The 18,621-nt window shown below is 60.4% G+C and carries 16 protein-coding genes; 12 read left to right on the top strand and 4 right to left on the bottom strand.

Going from position 1 to position 18,621, the window contains the following annotated elements; translation table 11 throughout:
- Position 1 precedes the first annotated feature (1 nt).
- The 3 genes from trmD (at position 2) to AC3WQN_RS15755 (ending at position 1,655) form a co-directional block, all read left to right on the top strand.
- Positions 2 to 754, top strand: coding sequence for a tRNA (guanosine(37)-N1)-methyltransferase TrmD (gene trmD, locus AC3WQN_RS15765; RefSeq protein ID WP_095146465.1), 753 nt, complete (start codon positions 2 to 4; stop codon positions 752 to 754).
- 45 nt (positions 755 to 799) lie between these two features.
- Complete coding sequence (gene rplS / locus AC3WQN_RS15760) at positions 800 to 1,150, top strand: 50S ribosomal protein L19 (protein WP_003175895.1); 351 nt, start codon at positions 800 to 802, stop codon at positions 1,148 to 1,150.
- 91 nt (positions 1,151 to 1,241) lie between these two features.
- Positions 1,242 to 1,655 carry an acyl-CoA thioesterase gene (locus AC3WQN_RS15755; RefSeq protein ID WP_103399809.1) on the top strand — a complete coding sequence of 138 codons (414 nt, stop codon included), beginning with the start codon at positions 1,242 to 1,244 and terminating at the stop codon, positions 1,653 to 1,655.
- Positions 1,656 to 1,677: 22 nt separating this feature from the next.
- Here AC3WQN_RS15755 and AC3WQN_RS15750 read toward each other — a convergent pair whose 3' ends face one another.
- Positions 1,678 to 3,486, bottom strand: coding sequence for a cation:proton antiporter (locus tag AC3WQN_RS15750; protein WP_103399808.1), 1,809 nt, complete (start codon positions 3,484 to 3,486; stop codon positions 1,678 to 1,680).
- Between the two features lie 106 nt (positions 3,487 to 3,592).
- Here AC3WQN_RS15750 and xerD point away from each other — a divergent pair, with 106 nt between their 5' ends.
- The 6 genes from xerD (at position 3,593) to AC3WQN_RS15720 (ending at position 10,253) form a co-directional block, all read left to right on the top strand.
- Positions 3,593 to 4,489 (top strand): site-specific tyrosine recombinase XerD, encoded by an 897-nt coding sequence (xerD, locus tag AC3WQN_RS15745; RefSeq protein WP_103399807.1) that lies wholly within the window; start codon positions 3,593 to 3,595, stop codon positions 4,487 to 4,489.
- A gap of 174 nt (positions 4,490 to 4,663) precedes the next feature.
- The gene (locus AC3WQN_RS15740) at positions 4,664 to 5,395 is read left to right on the top strand and encodes a DsbC family protein (RefSeq protein WP_095077586.1); all 732 of its coding nucleotides are present in this window, start codon (positions 4,664 to 4,666) and stop codon (positions 5,393 to 5,395) included.
- A gap of 136 nt (positions 5,396 to 5,531) precedes the next feature.
- A complete protein-coding gene (locus AC3WQN_RS15735; RefSeq protein WP_103399806.1) occupies positions 5,532 to 6,836 on the top strand; it encodes a homoserine dehydrogenase in 1,305 nt (434 codons plus the stop codon).
- 149 nt (positions 6,837 to 6,985) lie between these two features.
- Positions 6,986 to 8,395, top strand: coding sequence for a threonine synthase (thrC, locus tag AC3WQN_RS15730; RefSeq protein ID WP_103399805.1), 1,410 nt, complete (start codon positions 6,986 to 6,988; stop codon positions 8,393 to 8,395).
- Positions 8,396 to 8,515: 120 nt separating this feature from the next.
- The gene (locus AC3WQN_RS15725) at positions 8,516 to 9,877 is read left to right on the top strand and encodes a transporter substrate-binding domain-containing protein (RefSeq protein ID WP_103399804.1); all 1,362 of its coding nucleotides are present in this window, start codon (positions 8,516 to 8,518) and stop codon (positions 9,875 to 9,877) included.
- Between the two features lie 88 nt (positions 9,878 to 9,965).
- Complete coding sequence (locus AC3WQN_RS15720; protein WP_103399824.1) at positions 9,966 to 10,253, top strand: DUF3509 domain-containing protein; 288 nt, start codon at positions 9,966 to 9,968, stop codon at positions 10,251 to 10,253.
- 167 nt (positions 10,254 to 10,420) lie between these two features.
- On the opposite strand, the gene AC3WQN_RS15715 is transcribed toward AC3WQN_RS15720, so the two are convergent.
- Complete coding sequence (locus AC3WQN_RS15715; RefSeq protein ID WP_103399803.1) at positions 10,421 to 11,362, bottom strand: TIGR02285 family protein; 942 nt, start codon at positions 11,360 to 11,362, stop codon at positions 10,421 to 10,423.
- Complete coding sequence (locus tag AC3WQN_RS15710; protein ID WP_103399802.1) at positions 11,316 to 12,515, bottom strand: CaiB/BaiF CoA transferase family protein; 1,200 nt, start codon at positions 12,513 to 12,515, stop codon at positions 11,316 to 11,318. Before AC3WQN_RS15710 ends, AC3WQN_RS15715 begins: the two co-directional genes overlap by 47 nt.
- A 114-nt stretch (positions 12,516 to 12,629) precedes the next feature.
- On the opposite strand from AC3WQN_RS15710, the gene AC3WQN_RS15705 reads away from it, so the two are divergent.
- The 3 genes from AC3WQN_RS15705 to AC3WQN_RS15695 all read left to right on the top strand — a co-directional run bounded on the left by AC3WQN_RS15705 (position 12,630) and on the right by AC3WQN_RS15695 (position 16,395).
- The gene (locus AC3WQN_RS15705) at positions 12,630 to 13,172 is read left to right on the top strand and encodes a YaeQ family protein (protein ID WP_054593842.1); all 543 of its coding nucleotides are present in this window, start codon (positions 12,630 to 12,632) and stop codon (positions 13,170 to 13,172) included.
- A gap of 70 nt (positions 13,173 to 13,242) precedes the next feature.
- Positions 13,243 to 14,952 (top strand): single-stranded-DNA-specific exonuclease RecJ, encoded by a 1,710-nt coding sequence (recJ, locus tag AC3WQN_RS15700; RefSeq protein WP_103399801.1) that lies wholly within the window; start codon positions 13,243 to 13,245, stop codon positions 14,950 to 14,952.
- A gap of 336 nt (positions 14,953 to 15,288) precedes the next feature.
- The gene (locus AC3WQN_RS15695; protein ID WP_103399800.1) at positions 15,289 to 16,395 is read left to right on the top strand and encodes an NADH:flavin oxidoreductase/NADH oxidase; all 1,107 of its coding nucleotides are present in this window, start codon (positions 15,289 to 15,291) and stop codon (positions 16,393 to 16,395) included.
- A 292-nt stretch (positions 16,396 to 16,687) separates the two neighbouring features.
- Here the strand turns inward: AC3WQN_RS15695 and AC3WQN_RS15690 are convergent, their stop codons facing one another.
- The gene (locus tag AC3WQN_RS15690; RefSeq protein ID WP_103399799.1) at positions 16,688 to 18,322 is read right to left on the bottom strand and encodes a glucan biosynthesis protein D; all 1,635 of its coding nucleotides are present in this window, start codon (positions 18,320 to 18,322) and stop codon (positions 16,688 to 16,690) included.
- Positions 18,323 to 18,621 lie beyond the last annotated feature (299 nt).

Below are 18,621 nucleotides of genomic sequence, written 5' to 3'. Positions count from 1 at the left end.
CGTGGCTAACTTGCGCGTCGAAGTGATCAGTCTGTTTCCCGAGATGTTTTCCGCCATCAGCGACTACGGCATCACCAGTCGTGCGGTGAAACAGGGGCTCTTGCAGCTGACCTGTTGGAATCCGCGAGACTACACAACGGATCGACATCACACTGTGGACGATCGCCCATTTGGCGGTGGCCCGGGCATGGTGATGAAGATCAAGCCCCTGGAAGATGCTCTGGTTCAGGCCAAGGCAGCAGCCGGGGAGGCGGCGAAGGTAATTTACCTGTCGCCCCAAGGCCGTCAACTGACTCAGTCGGCGGTACGCGGGTTGGCGAATGAGGAAGCATTAATCCTGATTGCCGGCCGCTATGAAGGCATTGACGAGCGGTTTATTGAAGCTCATGTCGATGAAGAGTGGTCGATTGGTGACTATGTACTGTCTGGCGGCGAGCTGCCGGCGATGGTCCTGATTGACGCGGTTACGCGACTGCTGCCTGGAGCTTTAGGGCATGCGGACTCCGCCGAGGAAGATTCCTTTACGGATGGTCTGCTGGATTGCCCGCACTACACCCGACCGGAGGTGTATGCGGATCAGCGTGTTCCCGACGTGTTGCTAAGTGGCAATCACGCGCACATCCGGCGTTGGCGTTTACAGCAGTCCCTTGGTAGGACCTTTGAACGACGCGCCGATCTTCTGGAAAGCCGCTCGCTTTCTGGAGAAGAGAAGAAGCTGCTCGAGGAATACATCCGCGAGCGGGACGATAGTTAACAACGTATCGATGGTAGATCCGACGATTTACCTTAGGAGCACAGCATGACTAACAAAATCATCCTTGCACTCGAAGCAGAGCAGATGACCAAAGAGATCCCTACCTTTGCCCCGGGCGACACCATTGTCGTTCAGGTGAAAGTGAAGGAAGGCGACCGTTCGCGTCTGCAAGCGTTCGAAGGCGTTGTAATCGCCAAGCGTAACCGCGGCGTTAACAGTGCATTCACCGTTCGTAAAATCTCCAACGGTGTTGGCGTAGAGCGTACTTTCCAGACCTACAGCCCGCAAATCGACAGCATGGCTGTCAAGCGTCGCGGTGACGTACGTAAAGCCAAGCTGTACTACCTGCGCGACCTGTCGGGTAAAGCAGCTCGCATCAAGGAAAAACTGGCTTAAGTCCAGCTTCCGATGCAGAAAAAAGCAGCCTACGGGCTGCTTTTTTGTTGTCCGCAATTTATTCACAGCACCTCTGTACCAGGCCAGACTCATGACTCCCCGTGAACTAGAAATCGAACGTCGCACCGAGCTCTCGGTAACCCGTGTCACTAAAGCCGTCTTTCCGTCAACCACCAACCACCACAACACCCTGTTCGGCGGTACTGCACTGGCCTGGATGGACGAGGTCTCGTTCATCGCCGCCACCCGCTTCTGCCGGCTGCCACTGGTGACCGTATCCACCGATCGCATCGACTTCAATCATGCGATTGCGGCCGGTTCCATCGTCGAGTTGGTGGGGCGAGTGATCAAGGTCGGCAACACCAGCCTCAAGGTCGAGGTCGAGGTGTTTGTCGAGAGCATGAGTTGCGACGGTCGGGAAAAGGCCATCCATGGCCAGTTCAGCTTTGTCGCGATCGATGAGGACAAGCGTCCGGTGCCCGTGTTGCCCGGATTTGCGGTCTGATCCGAGACTGCGCGGCAATCAGTCAGGCGTTGCTGGTCTCGGGTTGGATCAAGGCCACCAGTGTCCAGCCGGCTGCCGGTTTGAGCAGGCTGTCGGGTGTCACCACATGCACCCAGCTAGCGGCGTCGCGGGTGAACAGCAGTGTGGCGCGATCGCCGTGCAGCGCCTGGTAGTCCGCCCAGCCGAAGCCTTCCGTCAGTTGAGTGGTGTAGAGTTCGGCGCCCTGGCCGAGCAGGCTGGCCAGCTTGGTGTACGTCAGCACCTGGCTGCCCAGCAGTTGCCCGCGATGTTCGTGACTGGCCCGGTGCTTGTCGGTGCGTCGGCTTTCCTGGCCGCTGGCCAGGGAAAACATGCGCTGATGGCCGAACTCATGGCGAAAGCGCATGGACGCCAGGGTGTTCAGTTCCCCCGAGGGGGACAGCGCCAGCAGATGACCGAGGCCGACCAGGTCCAGGTGGGCATCAGCGTGTTGCGAGGCCGGGTTGCCGAAGTAGGTAGGCAAACCTTCCATGCGTGCCGCGCGAATGTTTTCCCAGCTTGAGTCGGTCAGCAGCACCCGACACCCCAGTTGTTGCAAGGCTTTGCCGAGGGTTCGCGCAGGGCTGTTGGCGCCCACGATCAGGAAGCCGCTCGGAGCAGGCTCGGCGACTTTGAGCAAACGAGCGAGCGGGCGGGCAGTGGCGCTTTGCAGCACCACCGTGCCGATGATCACGGCAAAGGTCAGGGGAACCAGCAGCAGGGCCCCTTGATGGCCGGCTTCATGCAGGCGGATGGCAAAGATCGCCGACACGGCCGCCGCGACAATCCCCCGAGGGGCAATCCAGGCCAGCAGGGCGCGCTCGCGCCAGTTCAGGTTTGAGCCAAAGGTCGATAGCACAACGTTCAACGGTCGGGCGATAAACTGAATCACCAGCAGCAGGATCAGCACGAACGGCCCGAGGGCGATCATCGCGTATAGGTCCAGGCGCGCCGCCAGCAGAATGAACAACCCCGAAATCAGCAGGACGCTGAGGTTTTCTTTGAAGTGCAGGATATGCCGTACGTCCACCCCCTTCATGTTGGCCAACCACATGCCCATCAAGGTCACCGCCAGCAAGCCTGACTCATTCATCGTTTCATTCGCGGCAATGAATATCCCCAGTACCGCTGCGAGCGCCGCCAGGTTGTGCAGGTATTCCGGCAGCCATTGCCGACGGATGACGGTGCCCAGCGCCCAGCCACCGCCGATCCCGAACAGGCTGCCACACAGAATGACTCCGCCGAACGTCAACAGGCTCTGCTGGAGCCCTTGGCCTGCACCGCTGGCGATGATGAAGCTGTAGACCACCACGGCGAGCAGCGCGCCAATCGGGTCGATGACAATGCCCTCCCAGCGCAGGATGTTGGCAATCGAGGCGTTGGGGCGCACCACGCGCAGCATCGGCACGATCACGGTAGGGCCGGTGACCAGGGTCAGGCTGCCGAACAGAATGGCCAGCAGCCAGTCGAAACCCAGCAGCCAGTGGGTGGCGACGGCGATCACGACCCAGGTCGACAGTGCGCCAAGGGTCACCAGGCGGTGCACGACGCTGCCGATTTCACGCCACTGCGACAGGTGCAGTGTCAGGCTGCCTTCGAACAGAATCAGCGCCACCGCCAGTGAAACCAGTGGCATCAGCAAGGGGCCGAACATCTCCTGCGGATCCAGCCAGCCCAGCACCGGACCTGCCAGAATGCCACTGAGCAGCAGAAACAGGATGGCCGGCAGTTTCAGGCGCCAGGCCAGCCATTGGCAGCCTAGCGCCGCCGCGCCGATGCCACCGAAGGCCAATAGAATTTGCTGCTCGTTCATTGATACTCCCTGTTCCTTGAGTTCGCCGGCTATGAAAGACTAGCGGTGGTTTTTTATCGTTCATTCTTTTTTGCGCGCAGCCCTGGCCTGCGTGTCTTGAGTACCCATGCCCGCCATCGAACACCCATTGATAGACCAGTTTCTCGACGCCTTGTGGTTGGAAAAGGGACTTTCCGATAACACCCGGGATGCCTATCGCAGTGATTTATCACTGTTCAACGGCTGGCTTCAGGAGCAGGGGATTGAACTGCCCAGCGCGGGTCGCGAATTGATTCTCGATCACCTGGCCTGGCGCCTCGAACAGCACTACAAACCCCGGTCCACGGCTCGATTTCTCTCCGGGGTGCGTGGATTCTATCGTTATCTGTTGCGCGAAAAGCTGATCGTGGTGGATCCGACATTACAGGTCGACATGCCACAGCTGGGCAGGCCGCTGCCCAAGTCGTTGTCCGAAGCCGATGTGGAGGCCTTGCTGGCGGCACCTGACTTGAGCGAAGCGATCGGTCAGCGTGACCGCGCCATGTTGGAGGTGCTGTATGCCTGTGGCTTGCGCGTCACCGAGTTGGTCAGCCTGACGTTGGAGCAGGTCAACCTGCGCCAGGGCGTGCTGCGGGTCATGGGCAAGGGCAGCAAGGAGCGCCTGGTGCCGATGGGGGAGGAAGCGATAGTCTGGGTCGAACGCTACCTGCGCGATGGTCGTGGCGAAATGCTTGGCGGGCGTCCCAGTGATGTGCTGTTCCCCAGTCTTCGCGGTGAACAGATGACCCGGCAGACGTTCTGGCATCGCATCAAGCACCAGGCCCAGGTTGCCGGCATCGGCAAATCCCTGTCGCCCCACACCTTGCGCCATGCCTTTGCCACCCATTTGCTCAACCACGGCGCCGACCTGCGGGTGGTGCAGATGTTGCTCGGCCACAGCGACCTGTCGACCACGCAGATTTATACCCATGTTGCACGGGCACGCCTGCAGGATCTGCATGCCAGGCACCACCCCAGGGGTTAGTCTGGTCGTTGTGGCAAGGCTTGGATTGCGCCTGACAAGGGTCTTGCATCGGCCACAGTCGGCCACGCTGGCCTTATGTGATAGGCTTTGCCGGTTTGCACGATGGACGGTTATGACCCGGTGTCCCGCTACGGGCGTTCTAACCGATCCATTTGTCCGCCTTCAGGAGTTCTCATGCGTCTGACCCAGATATTCGCCGCCGCAATCATTGCGTTGGTCAGCACCTTTGCCGTCGCCGATGATGCGGCCGACAAAGCCATTCGTAAAAGCCTGGAAAGCCTTGCGCTCGACACGCCGATCGAATCCATCACCGCCAGCCCGCTGGCCGGTCTCTATGAAGTCAAACTCAAGGGCAGCCGTGTCCTGTACGCCAGCGCAGATGGCCAGTACATTGTTCAGGGCTACCTGTTCCAGCTCAAGGACGGCAAGCCGGTCAACCTGACCGAGAAAACCGAACGCCTGGGTATCGCCAAGCTGATCAATGGCATTCCGGTTGCTGAAACCGTGGTTTACCCGGCCATTGGTGAAACCAAGACGCACATCACCGTGTTCACCGATACGACGTGCCCTTACTGCCACAAATTGCACGCTGAAGTGCCGGCCTTGAACAAAATGGGCGTCGAAGTGCGTTATGTTGCATTCCCGCGCCAGGGCCTGGGCTCGCCGGGCGACGAACAGCTGCAGGCCGTCTGGTGCTCTGCTGACAAGAAAGCCGCCATGGACAAGATGGTGGAAGGCAAGGAAATCAAGGCCGCCAAATGCGCCAACCCGGTTTCCAAACAGTTCGCCCTGGGGCAGTCCATTGGTGTGAACGGTACACCGGCCATCGTTTTGGCCGATGGCCAGGTGATTCCGGGCTACCAGCCAGCGCCACAAATCGCCAAACTGGCGTTGGGTGCGAAATAATCCTGTGTCGTCACGGTAAGCCTTTGACGATCATGGTGCGACGACAGAAGTCGGCGTTCCATTAATAGAGAGCCGCACATCGTGTGGCTGTTTTCCACGGCCGACCTTGAGTCGGCCGTTTTATGGGGAGTTCACAGTGAAACCGGTCAAAGTAGGCATCTGTGGGTTAGGGACCGTCGGTGGCGGTACCTTCAACGTACTTCAGCGCAACGCCGAGGAAATTGCTCGTCGTGCCGGGCGTGGAATCGAAGTGGCACAAATTGCCATGCGCACGCCAAAGCCTCAGTTCCAAACGACCGGTATTGCGATTACCAACGATGTCTTCGAAGTGGCCACGAACCCTGAGATCGACATCGTCATAGAGCTGATGGGCGGCTACACCGTTGCCCGTGAGCTGGTACTCAAGGCCATCGAGAATGGCAAGCATGTGGTCACCGCGAACAAGGCATTGATTGCCGTTCACGGTAATGAAATTTTCGCCAAGGCGCGCGAGAAGGGCGTGATCGTGGCTTTCGAAGCGGCGGTAGCCGGTGGCATTCCAGTGATCAAGGCGATTCGTGAAGGCCTGTCGGCCAACCGCATCAACTGGGTCGCAGGCATCATCAACGGCACCGGCAACTTTATCCTCACCGAAATGCGTGAGAAAGGCCGTACCTTTGAAGACGTGCTCGCCGAAGCCCAGGCCCTGGGTTATGCCGAAGCCGATCCTACCTTCGACGTCGAAGGCATCGATGCCGCGCACAAGCTGACCATCCTGGCGTCCATTGCCTTTGGTATTCCGCTGCAATTCGACAAGGCCTACACCGAAGGCATCACCAAGCTGACCACCGCTGACGTGAACTACGCCGAAGCCCTGGGTTATCGCATCAAGCACCTGGGCGTGGCGCGCAGCACCGCCAGTGGCATCGAGCTGCGTGTACACCCGACCTTGATCCCGGCCGATCGCCTGATCGCCAACGTCAACGGTGTGATGAACGCGGTGATGGTCAACGGCGATGCGGCCGGTTCGACCCTGTTCTACGGCGCCGGCGCCGGCATGGAGCCGACCGCTTCGTCGGTGATTGCCGACCTGGTGGACGTGGTTCGTGCGATGACCAGCGATCCTGAGAACCGTGTGCCGCACCTGGCCTTCCAGCCGGATTCGCTGTCGGCTCACCCGATCCTGCCGATCGAAGCCTGCGAGAGTGCCTACTACCTGCGTATCCAGGCCAAGGATCATCCAGGCGTACTGGCCCAGGTGGCGACCATTCTGTCGGAGCGTGGTATCAACATTGAATCGATCATGCAAAAGGAAGTCGAAGAACACGACGGTCTGGTGCCCATGATTCTGTTGACGCATCGTGTGCTGGAACAACACATGAATGACGCGATCGCGGCCCTTGAAGCGCTGCAGGGCGTGGACGGTCCGGTCGTACGGATCCGCGTCGAGCATTTGAACTGAAGCCGCTGCAGCGTCTAGCTCCAAGCTGCAAGTAAACGCAATCAACACAGCGGCAAGCTACAAGCCGCAAACTGCAAACAAAAGGCGAGTCGCTTTTAACGTGCAGCTTGCAGCTTGCAGCTTGAAGCCCAAACCGAAGGTTTGATCTTATGCGCTATATCAGTACCCGCGGCCAGGCACCGGCCCTGAATTTCGAAGACGTATTGTTGGCTGGCCTGGCCAGCGACGGCGGCCTGTACGTGCCGGAAAACCTGCCACGCTTCACCCAGGAAGAAATCGCTTCCTGGGCCGGCTTGCCGTATCACGAGCTGGCTTTCCGGGTGATGCGCCCGTTTGTGGCCGGCAGTATTCCGGATGCCGACTTCAAAAAGATTCTGGAAGCCACCTACGGTGCCTTCTCCCATAACGCGGTAGCACCGCTGCGCCAGCTGAACGGCAACGAATGGGTGTTGGAGCTGTTCCACGGCCCGACCCTGGCATTCAAGGACTTTGCCCTGCAGCTGCTCGGTCGCCTGCTTGACTACGTGCTGGAAAAACGCGGCGAGCGCGTGGTCATCGTGGGGGCTACCTCGGGTGATACCGGCTCGGCGGCCATCGAGGGCTGCAAACACTGCGAAAACGTCGATATCTTCATCCTGCATCCGCACAACCGTGTCTCGGAAGTGCAGCGCCGGCAGATGACCACACTGTTCGGCGACAACATCCACAACATCGCCATCGAAGGCAACTTCGATGACTGCCAGGAAATGGTCAAGGCCAGCTTCGCCGACCAGAGCTTCCTCAAGGGCACGCGCCTGGTGGCAGTGAACTCGATCAACTGGGCGCGGATCATGGCCCAGATCGTTTACTACTTCCACGCCGCCCTGCAACTCGGCGGCCCGGCGCGTTCGGTGTCGTTCTCGGTACCGACCGGTAACTTCGGCGATATTTTCGCCGGCTACCTGGCACGCAACATGGGGCTGCCGATCAACCAGTTGATCGTCGCCACCAACCGCAACGACATCTTGCACCGCTTCATGAGCGGCAACCAGTACGTCAAGGAAACCCTGCACGCCACGCTGTCGCCGTCCATGGATATCATGGTGTCGTCGAACTTCGAACGCCTGCTGTTCGACCTGCATGGTCGTAATGGTGCAGCGATTGCGGGCTTGATGGACACCTTCAAGCAAGGTGGTGGTTTCAGCGTCGAAGAGGAGCGCTGGACCGAGGCGCGCAAACTCTTCGATTCCCTGGCCGTGGACGATGCGCAAACGTGCGAAACCATCGCTGAAGTCTTCGCCCAGACGGGCGAGCTGCTGGACCCGCACACCGCCATCGGCGTCAAGGCCGCCCGTGAGTGCCGTCGTAGCCTGGATATTCCGATGGTGGTCCTGGGCACCGCCCATCCGGTCAAGTTCCCGGAAGCGGTCGAAAAAGCCGGCGTAGGAAAAGCGCTTGAACTGCCTGCTCATCTTTCTGATTTGTTCGAGCGGGATGAGCGCTGCACCGTTCTGCCAAATGACCTGAAAGCCGTGCAGGCCTTTGTCAGTCAGCATGGCAATCGCGGCAAGCCACTCTGATCGGTAAAAACCTGTCACATTTTGAAGCCCGTCTCCTGACGGGCTTCTTCATTTCCGCATGCCACACTGATCAAAGTTTCGCCCCTCAAGGACGGGTGAGTGATTGAGAAGGAAGTGGGCATGTCGGTTATCACAGGATCAAACCCCGTCTGGTGTTGGGCATTGCTACTGGCTGCTCTTGGATGGAGTCCATGGGGCTTGGCCGGACAGCCAGGGGCCTTGGACGTCGGCACGTCAGTCGGGCAAAAGCCCTTTGTGCTGGCGCCTCGGGAGCTTCAATGGATCGCCGAAAACCGCCAGGTGATCGTCGCATCGGTGCAGGCCCCGGTGTACCTGTTCAAGGATGAGCAGGGGCAATGGAGCGGTCTGAACAACGATATCCTCACGCGCCTTTCACGGATGACCGGGCTGCTGTTTGTTCACGAGGAGTCCTTTTCCACCGAGCATCTGCTGGGGTTGCTGGAAAGCGGTCGGGCGGACATGAGTACCACGCTGGCCGAAACCGACGAGCGCAGGGACTTCCTCGATTTCAGTCACGCCTTTGGCGACGCTGGCTGGATGTTTGTCAGGCAGGCGGGAACTCTCCCGATCCAATCGCTGGAAGCGCTCTCAGGCAAGGTCCTGGTGCTGCCGGCCCGACATGCCCTGGAAGCCGGCATCCGGCGTGATTACCCGCAGATTCGCTTGCACTCGGTCAAAACCTACGCAGAAGCCCGTGCATGGGTGGAAAGTGGCGAAGCCTACGCAACCATCGAAAATGCAAGCAGCGCCTACCTGTTCCCGGCCGGACGATTGGCGATAGGCTCAAGCCTTGAGGGTAAATGGGAGGCCGACCACTTGGCCTTGCGCAAGGGCCAACCGCAACTGTTGGGCATCCTCAACAAGGCCCTCGAGGCGTTCCCGCCCGCCGAGTTGCGGGCTATCCGCATGAAGTGGCTGGGTGGCGTGGTCCCCGGTCCGGCGCCATCGCCGTGGCAGCGGTTTTACCAGTGGGGCGGCTGGGGGCTACTGTCCATCAGCCTGTTCGGATTGATTTCATGGTTGTGGGGGCGGCGTCTACACCAGCAGGTCGAGCAGCGACTCACCGCCGAACGAGCGCTCAGCGACCAGCTCGCCTTTCAGCGCGTCTTGATCAATGCCATGCCCGATCCGGTTTTTGTACTGGATCTGCAGGGGCGGTTGATCCTGTGCAACAAAAGTTATGAGGAACAGCTGTCGACCCGTTTTGACCGGGTGCAGGGCAAGCGGCTGACCGAGGTCGATGTGTTGCCAGCCTCGACCGCCACCCTGCTGCACGCCGAACTCATGGAGCAGCTCAGCAGCCGCAAGGGGCGTTTTGTCGAACGCGACGTGTTGTTCAAGAGCGGTAACAGAAGTCTCTATCAATGGACTGTTCCGTTCTACGGCGCCGATGGTGCGCTGCGAGGTGTCGTGGGGGGGTGGACGGCTCCTCGCGGACCTCGACGTCATGAGTCCGCCTGACCGCAGGGGCGTTTTTTTACTGTCATCTTTTCCGTGCATGCTCTGACGACCAGGCACTTCGTTTGCGGACTATTGAATGGTGATCGAGATGGAAAGTATCAGCCTGTTGATGGGTGAAGCGCTGAGTCCGTATCAGGTGACTTTGACGCCGTCGGGGACCCACGGCCAATGCCTGGTGACCTTGAAGAGTACCGTTGGCGCCATCGTGGTGGAACGTGTGTTCAACCAGGTGCAGTTCACCGACAAGCGCTTGCTGACGGACGTCGTCGATGGTTTGCACCGTGATGTACTGATCGCCGAAGGGCGACTGGAGCCGTGCGTCATTGCAGCTACGCGCACCGCTACGCAAGACGGGCGTCCTGCTGTCAGAAGTTGAATGTTTTTTTGCGGGAACCTTCTCGCCATCCCGTTAGTCAGACCCGTATCAACAAGATCAAGCATTGTGCTCCGGTGCTTGTCACTTGTTGTACGGGTCCTTGTAGGTCACGTTTAACCCCGAGTTGTCTCCCCACTGCTCGGGGTTTCTTTTTGTCCGGCATTTACTCAGGGCGTTTGCTCCTGAAAAAAGGTCCTGGCGTCTTCCCGGTATTCGTCACGCATCTGCGGGTCGAGCCACTGCGCGTAAAATTCCACCAGCCGGTTCTGCCTCAGATCCCGTAGGGTCGCGTTGATACCCTGGATGGCCTGACGACCCAGCGGGGTGTCCGAGCATGCAATGTGGATCGATTGGTATTTGTCTGTGCCGCGAATCCCGTAGAACTCCAGCTCATCGGGCGATATGCCTTGCTGTTGCGCCTGATAGCGGATTTCCGGCCAATAGCCCAGCAACACAGACAAACGCCCTAGGCGCTGCATTTGCAGAAGGCTACCCAAGGCATCGTTGCCGTAATGGGATGACAGGCTGTTGTTCGGCGCCTGTTGCAGGATGCGATCGACCACCTGGCCATAACTACGCTCGGCGACCACGCCGAGCTTGCCGTTTTCACGCACCAGTAACAGCGTCAGGTCGACCTGGTTGTCGATGAGGTACGGGGCGAGTACTCCACGGTCCTGATGGCGTATCACAATGCCGTTGCTGCGGATTCGATAAGCCGGGATGGAGAAGGCAAGCCGTTGCGCCCGCTCCGGGCTCCAGAGCAGGGAGGGGTCGCAGGTGAACCCTGGCTCCAGCAGCATTTGCATGCCACGTGCACGATTGACCCGCATGATCCGCTGTTCATATTCGGGCAGGCCGGCAATCAACAGCGGCATGAACCGGTCAATTGCGCCCTGGTTTTTCTGGGGGCCTTCGAAAATCGTCAGCGGCGGTAAATCCCGCAGCAACCAGGTCAGCGTCTCCCTGGCGTGCACCGCACCGGAAAAAACCAGTAGGCCCGCCAGGAACGCGGCCATGCCCGACACCCGCAGCCCCCGGCAGATCGATGGCACCCTGTTCAGGCTAGATAGCCCCGTCTTCGCGCAGTCGCGCGATCTGTGCCGCATCATAGCCAAGCTCGCACAGTACCTGCGCATTATGTTCGCCCAGCTCGGCGCCGACCCACTCGCACGTCCCCGGCGTTTCCGACAGCTTGGGCACGATCCCTGGCATCTTGAAGTCCTTGCCATCGGGCAGCTTGGCTTGCAGGAACATTTCCCGGGCGAGGAATTGCGGGTCGCTGAACATGTCCTCGGCGCTGAAGATCCGGCTGGCGGGGACTTCGGCCTGGTTCAACTGTTCGATCACGTGATCGAGCGGCAGCGAGCCGACCCACCGGTCAATGACCCCATACAGTTCGTCACGACGGCTGTCACGGCCATCGTTGCTGGCCAGGGCCGGATCCTTGGCCAGGTCGTCGCGGCCGATGGCCTGCATGAAACGCTTGAAGATCGCATCGCCATTGGCGCCGATCTGGATGTGTTTACCGTCGGCGCTAGTGTGGATGGAAGAGGGCGTGATGCCGGGCATGATGTTTCCGGTGCGTTCACGGATGAACCCGAACACGTCGAACTCCGGCACCATGCTTTCCATCATGGCAAAGATCGCTTCGTACAGTGCCACGTCGACGACCTGCCCCTGGCCGCCGTTGACCTCGCGATGACGCAAGGCCATCAGCGCCCCGATCACGCCCCAGAGCGCGGCAATCGAGTCGCCGATGGAGATCCCGGTACGTACCGGTGGGCGGTCTTCGAAGCCGGTGATGTAGCGCAACCCGCCCATGGACTCACCGACTGCGCCAAACCCCGGCTGGTCTTTCATCGGTCCGGTTTGCCCGAAACCCGACAGGCGAACCATCACCAGTTTCGGGTTCAACGCGTGCAGGACGTCCCAGCCAAGGCCCAGCTTTTCCAGCACGCTGGGGCGGAAGTTTTCGATCAGGATGTCGGCGTCGCCGAGCAACTGCTTGAGGATCGCCAGGCCGTCCGGGTGCTTGAGGTTGAGGGTGAGGGACTTCTTGTTACGCGCTTGGACAAACCACCACAGCGAGGTGCCTTCGTAGAGCTTGCGCCACTTGCGCAACGGGTCACCGCCGTCCGGGGACTCGATCTTGGTCACATCGGCGCCGAACTCGGCGCAAATGCGCGAAGCGAAGGGTCCGGCAATCAAGGTGCCGAGTTCGATGACTTTCAGGCCGGCAAGCGGTTTGGCGGTGAGCGGCATGGGTGATCCTGTAGGACAAAGACGGAGTCGATGAAGCGTTTTAACATAGCCCGGCCCTCATCGCCCACGCATCGGTTAGACTTGCCGCCTTTCCTCGTATCAAGAAGCCCGTTCATGGCCCAGCCGTCCACGACCTACAAGTTTGAACTGAACCTCACCGACCTCGACCGCAGCGTGTACGAGAGCGTCAAGCAGACCATTGCCCGCCACCCTTCGGAAACCGAAGAGCGCATGACCGTGCGGTTGCTGGCCTACGCCCTCTGGTACAACGAGCAGTTGTCCTTTGGTCGTGGTCTGTCGGAAGTGGACGAGCCTGCCCTGTGGGAAAAGAGCCTGGACGACCGTGTACTGCACTGGATCGAAGTCGGCCAGCCAGACGCCGATCGCCTGACCTGGTGCTCGCGTCGTACCGAGCGCACCAGCCTGCTGGCTTACGGCAGCCTGCGTGTCTGGGAAGGCAAAGTGGTGCCGGCGGTCAAGAACCTGAAGAACGTCAACATTGCGGCCGTTCCCCAGGAAGTGCTGGAAACCCTGGCCAAGGACATGCCCCGCGTCATCAAGTGGGACGTGATGATCAGCGAAGGAACGATTTTCGTCACCGATGACCGTGGCCAGCACGAAGTCCAGTTGCAATGGTTGGCGGGCGAACGCGGCTGATTGATTCGCCGCCAGCTCGTTGTGTCATCCGATTTTATCCCACGTATTGAAGAGAAGTACCTGCCACCCCATGCGTATCGAACCTCGCCAGCTACCCGCCACCCTGCCGTTTCTCGGTGATCTGCCGCCGCTGTTGACCCGTCTGTACGCGGCACGGGGCGTGCAGTCAGAAGCCGAACTGGACAAGAGCCTGGCGCGCTTGATCCCGTACCAGCAGCTCAAGGGTATTGAGGCTGCGGTGGATCTGCTGGTGACGGCCCTGGAGCAACGCCAGCGGATTCTGATCGTTGGCGATTTCGACGCCGATGGCGCGACGGCCAGCACCGTCGGTTTGTTGGGGCTGCGCTTGCTGGGGGCTGCCCACGTCGATTATCTGGTGCCCAACCGTTTCGAGTACGGCTATGGCTTGACGCCGGAAATCGTCGCGGTGGCCTTGCAGCGTCAACCCCAGCTGCTGATCACCGTGGACAACGGTATCTCCAGCGTTGAAGGGGTGGCCGCGGCGAAGCAGGCCGGGCTCAAGGTGCTGGTCACCGATCACCACTTGCCGGGCGACGAATTGCCGCTGGCGGATGCCATCGTCAACCCGAACCAGCCGGGCTGTGGATTTGCGAGCAAGGCACTGGCCGGTGTCGGGGTAATTTTCTACGTACTGATGGCCTTGCGAGCACGCTTGCGCAGCCTGGGGTGGTACGAGAGCGCGCCGCAACCCAACATCGGCGAGCTGCTCGACCTGGTGGCGCTGGGCAGTGTGGCCGACGTGGTGCCGCTGGATGCCAACAACCGCATTCTGGTACATCAGGGCCTGGAGCGGATTCGAGCCGGTCGGGCCCGGCCGGGGATCAAGGCGATCCTGGAGGTGGCCAAGCGCGATCATTCACGCATCACCTCCACTGACCTTGGGTTCATCCTCGGCCCACGCCTGAACGCGGCGGGGCGCCTGGACGACATGAGCCTGGGCATCGAATGCCTGCTCACCGACGACGTGGGCGCTGCGCGTGAAATGGCTGCGCAACTGGACGGGATGAATCAGGACCGCAAGTCCATTGAGCAGGGCATGCAGCGCGAAGCCCTGGCCCAGCTCAAGGACCTGCCGCTGGAGTCCATGCCGTTCGGTTTGTGTCTGTTCGATCCGGAGTGGCACCAGGGGGTTATCGGGATCCTCGCCTCGCGTATGAAAGAGCGTTATTTCCGTCCGACCATTGCCTTTGCCGATGCGGGCGATGGCGTGCTGAAGGGCTCGGGCCGTTCGGTGCAAGGCTTTCATATCCGTGATGCGCTGAGCGTGGTGGCGGCCCAGCATCCAACGCTGATCAGCAAGTACGGCGGCCACGCCATGGCGGCGGGCCTGACATTGCCGCAGGAGAATTTCCCCCTGTTCGCCGAAGCGTTCGATGCCGAGGTGCGTCGGCAAATGCGCGAAGAGGACCTGACGGGCCGGATGCTGTCTGACGGCACCCTGGCCGTCGAAGAGTTTCACCTGGAACTGGCCCGTGCCTTGCGCCATGCCGGTCCATGGGGCCAGCACTTCCCGGAGCCACTGTTCCACGGGGTGTTCCAGCTGGTCGAGCAACGGGTGGTGGGCGAGCGGCATCTGAAGGTGGTACTCAAAAGCGAATGTGGCTCGGTGAAACTTGACGGCATTGCCTTTGGCATCGACCGTGACGTCTGGCCGAACCCGACCATCCGCTGGGTCGAACTGGCGTACAAGCTCGACGTCAACGAGTTCCGCGGCCAGGAAACCGTCCAGTTGATGATTGCCCACATCGAACCGCGGTAGTGCTTGCGTGGCGAGGGAGCTTGCTCCCGGTGGGGTGCGGAGCGCCCCTGAATTCTGCCCCCCGGTGGTAGCTGACACGCCGAGTACCCCAAATCGCGGCTACTACGCAGCCGAACGGGAGCAAGCTCCCTCGCCACGGATGGGGTGTAGCAACTCAAACTGCAGCTGAACCCTCCCTGATCGCCGATGTGGACTAGGCTCTAAACACTGCTTGATTGGCCTTGTGACGTATCGTCCATTTTTTGCCCGCGGGGGCGGGTGCCGCATCCTTTCCTGTCACTCGTCGACTTTTCAAACAGAACCCTGGAGCCTGCCCACTGATTCGAGAGGTGCCCCATGAGTCTGCTGCTTGAACCCTACACCCTGCGTCAATTGACCCTGCTCAACCGTATCGCGGTGTCGCCGATGTGCCAGTACTCCAGTGTCGATGGCCTGGCCAATGACTGGCACCTGGTGCACCTCGGCAGTCGCGCCGTGGGCGGAGCCGGCCTGGTATTTACGGAAGCCACGGCTGTCACCGCCGATGGCCGCATTACGGCCCAGGACCTGGGCCTGTGGAACGACGCGCAGATCGAACCCCTGCAGCGCATCACGCGCTTCATCACCGCCCAGGGCGCGGTGGCCGGTATCCAACTGGCTCACGCCGGACGCAAGGCCAGCACTCACCGGCCATGGCTGGGCAAACATGGCAGCGTCAAACCGGCCGATGGCGGCTGGATTCCGGTCGGCCCGTCGCCGATTGCCTTCGACCCTGAACACACCGCGCCGACGCAACTGAGCGAAGCGCAGATCCACGAGGTGATCCAGGCCTTCGTCGACGCCGCCAAGCGTGCGCTGGTTGCCGGTTTCAAAGTAGTCGAAGTGCATGCCGCTCACGGCTATCTGCTGCATCAGTTCCTGTCGCCCTTGAGCAACCAGCGACGCGATCAGTATGGTGGCTCGTTCGAAAACCGTATTCGCCTGGTGCTGCAAGTGACCGAGGCGGTTCGTGCCGTCTGGCCCGAAGGGTTACCATTGTTTGTGCGGGTATCGGCGACCGACTGGGTCGAGGATGGCTGGAACCCGGATGAAACCGTCGAGTTGGCGCGACGCCTGAAAGCACTGGGGGTGGATCTGATCGATGTGTCGTCGGGCGGGACCGCGGTCAATGCCGAGATTCCAACCGGGCCGGGGTACCAGACACGTTTCGCCGAGCGCGTGCGCAAGGAGTCCGGGATTGCCACCGGCACTGTCGGTTTGATCACCGAGCCGGCGCAGGCCGAACACATTTTGCGCACCTGTCAGGCCGATATCATCCTGCTTGCCCGTGAACTGTTGCGCGACCCTTACTGGCCGCTGCATGCCGACGATGATCTGGGAGGGCACAAGGCGATCTGGCCGTCGCAATATCAACGGGCAACCCATCGGGATCAGCCGATTCATGAGTCGGATTTGCGCGATTGACTGAAGCGGTAAAAACAAAGCCCCGGTCATTTGGCTGCAATGTTGTTCAGTCAGGAAACACTTGAAGCGAGTGAGGGGCCCGTGGCTTGCTCGCGCTGGGGCGCGAAGCACCCCCAACAAAGCGACTGCGGTCTTTCAGACCGAACTCGGCGATCGTTTTTGGGGCTGCTGTGCAGCCCAGCGCGAGCAAGCTCGCTCGCCACGGGGGCTGTATTGAGCAACCCCATCCTTAACTGAACAACATTGCGGTCAGTTGGCCGCAATGTTGTTCTGCCTAGCGGACGTCGCTACGTTATGCCGCTGGCCAATCCGGATACGTGCGCTTCTCGGGTGCCGGTGGGAAGTACTGGTACAGCCAGGTCTCGCTCAATGTGCGGTCATGGGTGCGGATGAACAGCCGTAGCTCAACCGGCTCCACGCTGTCGTTGGTCGGGAACCAGTCAAAGGTGATCCGATAGCCCTTGATGTCATCGAGCACCAGCACGTTGAAGTCCTTGACCTGGCCGTTCGAGGCGGTGACCACCGGTTCGATGCCGGTGCCCGCCGGCAAGCGGTCCAGTCCGCCGCCGTTGAAGTCGACGGCAAAGCGGCGCGCCCAGACCTTCGGGTAGTGCTCGCCCGGCGCCCAGCCTTCGGTGAAGCCACCCATGCCCGAACGCGTCGCATTGACCCGTGCCAACGGCGTGCCCACGGGCGGCAGGGCGCTCCAGTAGAGTTTGTAGCCGTAGTTCAGGGAGTCGCCTGCGGCCACTGGTTTCTTCGGGGTCCAGAAGGCCACGATGTTGTCCAGGGTCTCGCCCGTGGTCGGGATTTCCAGCAGGTCGATGGAGCCTTCACCCCAGGCGGTGGTCGGCTCGACCCACAGGCTCGGGCGCTTGCTGTACCAGTCGACGGTGTCCTGATAACTGTCGAATTCGTGGTCGGTCTGGACCAGGCCGAAGCCCTTCGGATCCTTGTCGGCGAACGCATTGAACTGCAGGGTGGCCGGATTGTTCAGCGGGCGGCAGATCCACTCGCCATTGCCACGCCACATGGCCAGCCGGTCCGAGTCGTGGATCTGCGGGTGGATGGTGTCGCACATGCGCCGTTCGTGGGTGCCGCAGCTGAACATGCTGGTCATCGGGGCGATACCCAGTTGTTCGATGGCGGTGCGTGCGTTGACGTGGGCGTCGACGTCCATCACCACGCGCTCGGCCTGGCAATCGATATCAAAGCGGTAGGCGCCAGTGGCGCTCGGTGAGTCGAGCAAGGCATAGACCACGAAGCGGGTGCTGTCCTTGTCCGGGGTCTCGAACCAGAACTTGGTGAAGTCCGGAAACTCTTCGCGCTTTTTCGCGTAGGTGTCGATGGCCAGGCCGCGGGCCGACAAGCCGTACTGGCCGGTGTTATCCACCGCGCGGAAGTAGCTCGCGCCGAGGAATGACACCACGTCGTGTTTATCCAGTTCCGGGGCCTTGAACAGTTTGAAACCGGAAAACCCCAGGTCGCCCTTGAGTTGCGTGAGGTCGACACTGGAGTTCTGGTAGTTGAACAGGGACGGACGGAAATGCACTTCTCGCGCCAGGCGGGTTTTCGGGTCAACGCTGTACATGCGTACCGGTTGCTTGAAGCCCATGCCGACATGGAAGAACTGCACGTCCAGTTGCCCGTTCAGTTCATTCCACAGCGAGTGGTTGGCGTCGTACTGGATGGCATTGAAATTCTGCGGTGTCATGGTCGCCAGGGTCGGCGGCAACACTTGCTTGGTGTCCTGGTAACGGCTGCTGGCCAACTGCTTGGCCTGCGCTTTCAGCGCCTCGAAATCGAAGGCTTGTGCCTCGCCGTCGGCCGTCCCGGCCCAAGCGTGAGCGGTCAACAGACCGGTAGCCGAGAGGCCAGTGTAGGCTGCGATGGCCATGGAGGCCTTGAGCAAATTCCTGCGGTGCATAGGACAACCTTCTTGGGCGATCCCGCGGCGTTCCTGGCTGCGTTACGGATCAGAAATAGAGGTTCGGACAAGCCTTCGGCCAAACGCGTCGGATTCTAAACGGATGTCCCGCAAGTTAAAGGGTTCAAAATAACTCGCAAAAAGATAAACGGGCGCTGCACTTGAACTTCCCGCAGGCCACGCGCCAACCGTTAGCGTGCAGCAAAATACTATGCCGGTACTGTCCGTCTGTGTCGTGTTTGAAATGAACGTTTTTATTTTTTTGACTAATTACTCTAAAAATTGCTCGCGACGGTTTT

The organism is Pseudomonas sp. FW300-N1A1, assembly GCF_058789115.1.
This window is presented reverse-complemented; position numbering and strand designations above follow the sequence as displayed.

Excerpts from the sequence above, each read along its gene's own strand:
- AC3WQN_RS15755 (WP_103399809.1), top strand. The coding sequence starts at position 1,242 with ATGACTCCCCGTGAACTAGAAATCGAACGTCGCACCGAGCTCTCGGTA.
- AC3WQN_RS15695 (WP_103399800.1), top strand. The coding sequence starts at position 15,289 with ATGAGTCTGCTGCTTGAACCCTACACCCTGCGTCAATTGACCCTGCTC.
- rplS (WP_003175895.1), top strand. The coding sequence starts at position 800 with ATGACTAACAAAATCATCCTTGCACTCGAAGCAGAGCAGATGACCAAA.
- thrC (WP_103399805.1), top strand. The coding sequence starts at position 6,986 with ATGCGCTATATCAGTACCCGCGGCCAGGCACCGGCCCTGAATTTCGAA.
- recJ (WP_103399801.1), top strand. The coding sequence starts at position 13,243 with ATGCGTATCGAACCTCGCCAGCTACCCGCCACCCTGCCGTTTCTCGGT.
- AC3WQN_RS15750 (WP_103399808.1), bottom strand. The coding sequence starts at position 3,486 with ATGAACGAGCAGCAAATTCTATTGGCCTTCGGTGGCATCGGCGCGGCG.
- AC3WQN_RS15720 (WP_103399824.1), top strand. The coding sequence starts at position 9,966 with ATGGAAAGTATCAGCCTGTTGATGGGTGAAGCGCTGAGTCCGTATCAG.
- AC3WQN_RS15710 (WP_103399802.1), bottom strand. The coding sequence starts at position 12,515 with ATGCCGCTCACCGCCAAACCGCTTGCCGGCCTGAAAGTCATCGAACTC.
- AC3WQN_RS15705 (WP_054593842.1), top strand. The coding sequence starts at position 12,630 with ATGGCCCAGCCGTCCACGACCTACAAGTTTGAACTGAACCTCACCGAC.
- AC3WQN_RS15715 (WP_103399803.1), bottom strand. The coding sequence starts at position 11,362 with ATGATGCGGCACAGATCGCGCGACTGCGCGAAGACGGGGCTATCTAGC.
- AC3WQN_RS15740 (WP_095077586.1), top strand. The coding sequence starts at position 4,664 with ATGCGTCTGACCCAGATATTCGCCGCCGCAATCATTGCGTTGGTCAGC.
- xerD (WP_103399807.1), top strand. The coding sequence starts at position 3,593 with ATGCCCGCCATCGAACACCCATTGATAGACCAGTTTCTCGACGCCTTG.
- AC3WQN_RS15690 (WP_103399799.1), bottom strand. The coding sequence starts at position 18,322 with ATGCACCGCAGGAATTTGCTCAAGGCCTCCATGGCCATCGCAGCCTAC.
- AC3WQN_RS15725 (WP_103399804.1), top strand. The coding sequence starts at position 8,516 with ATGTCGGTTATCACAGGATCAAACCCCGTCTGGTGTTGGGCATTGCTA.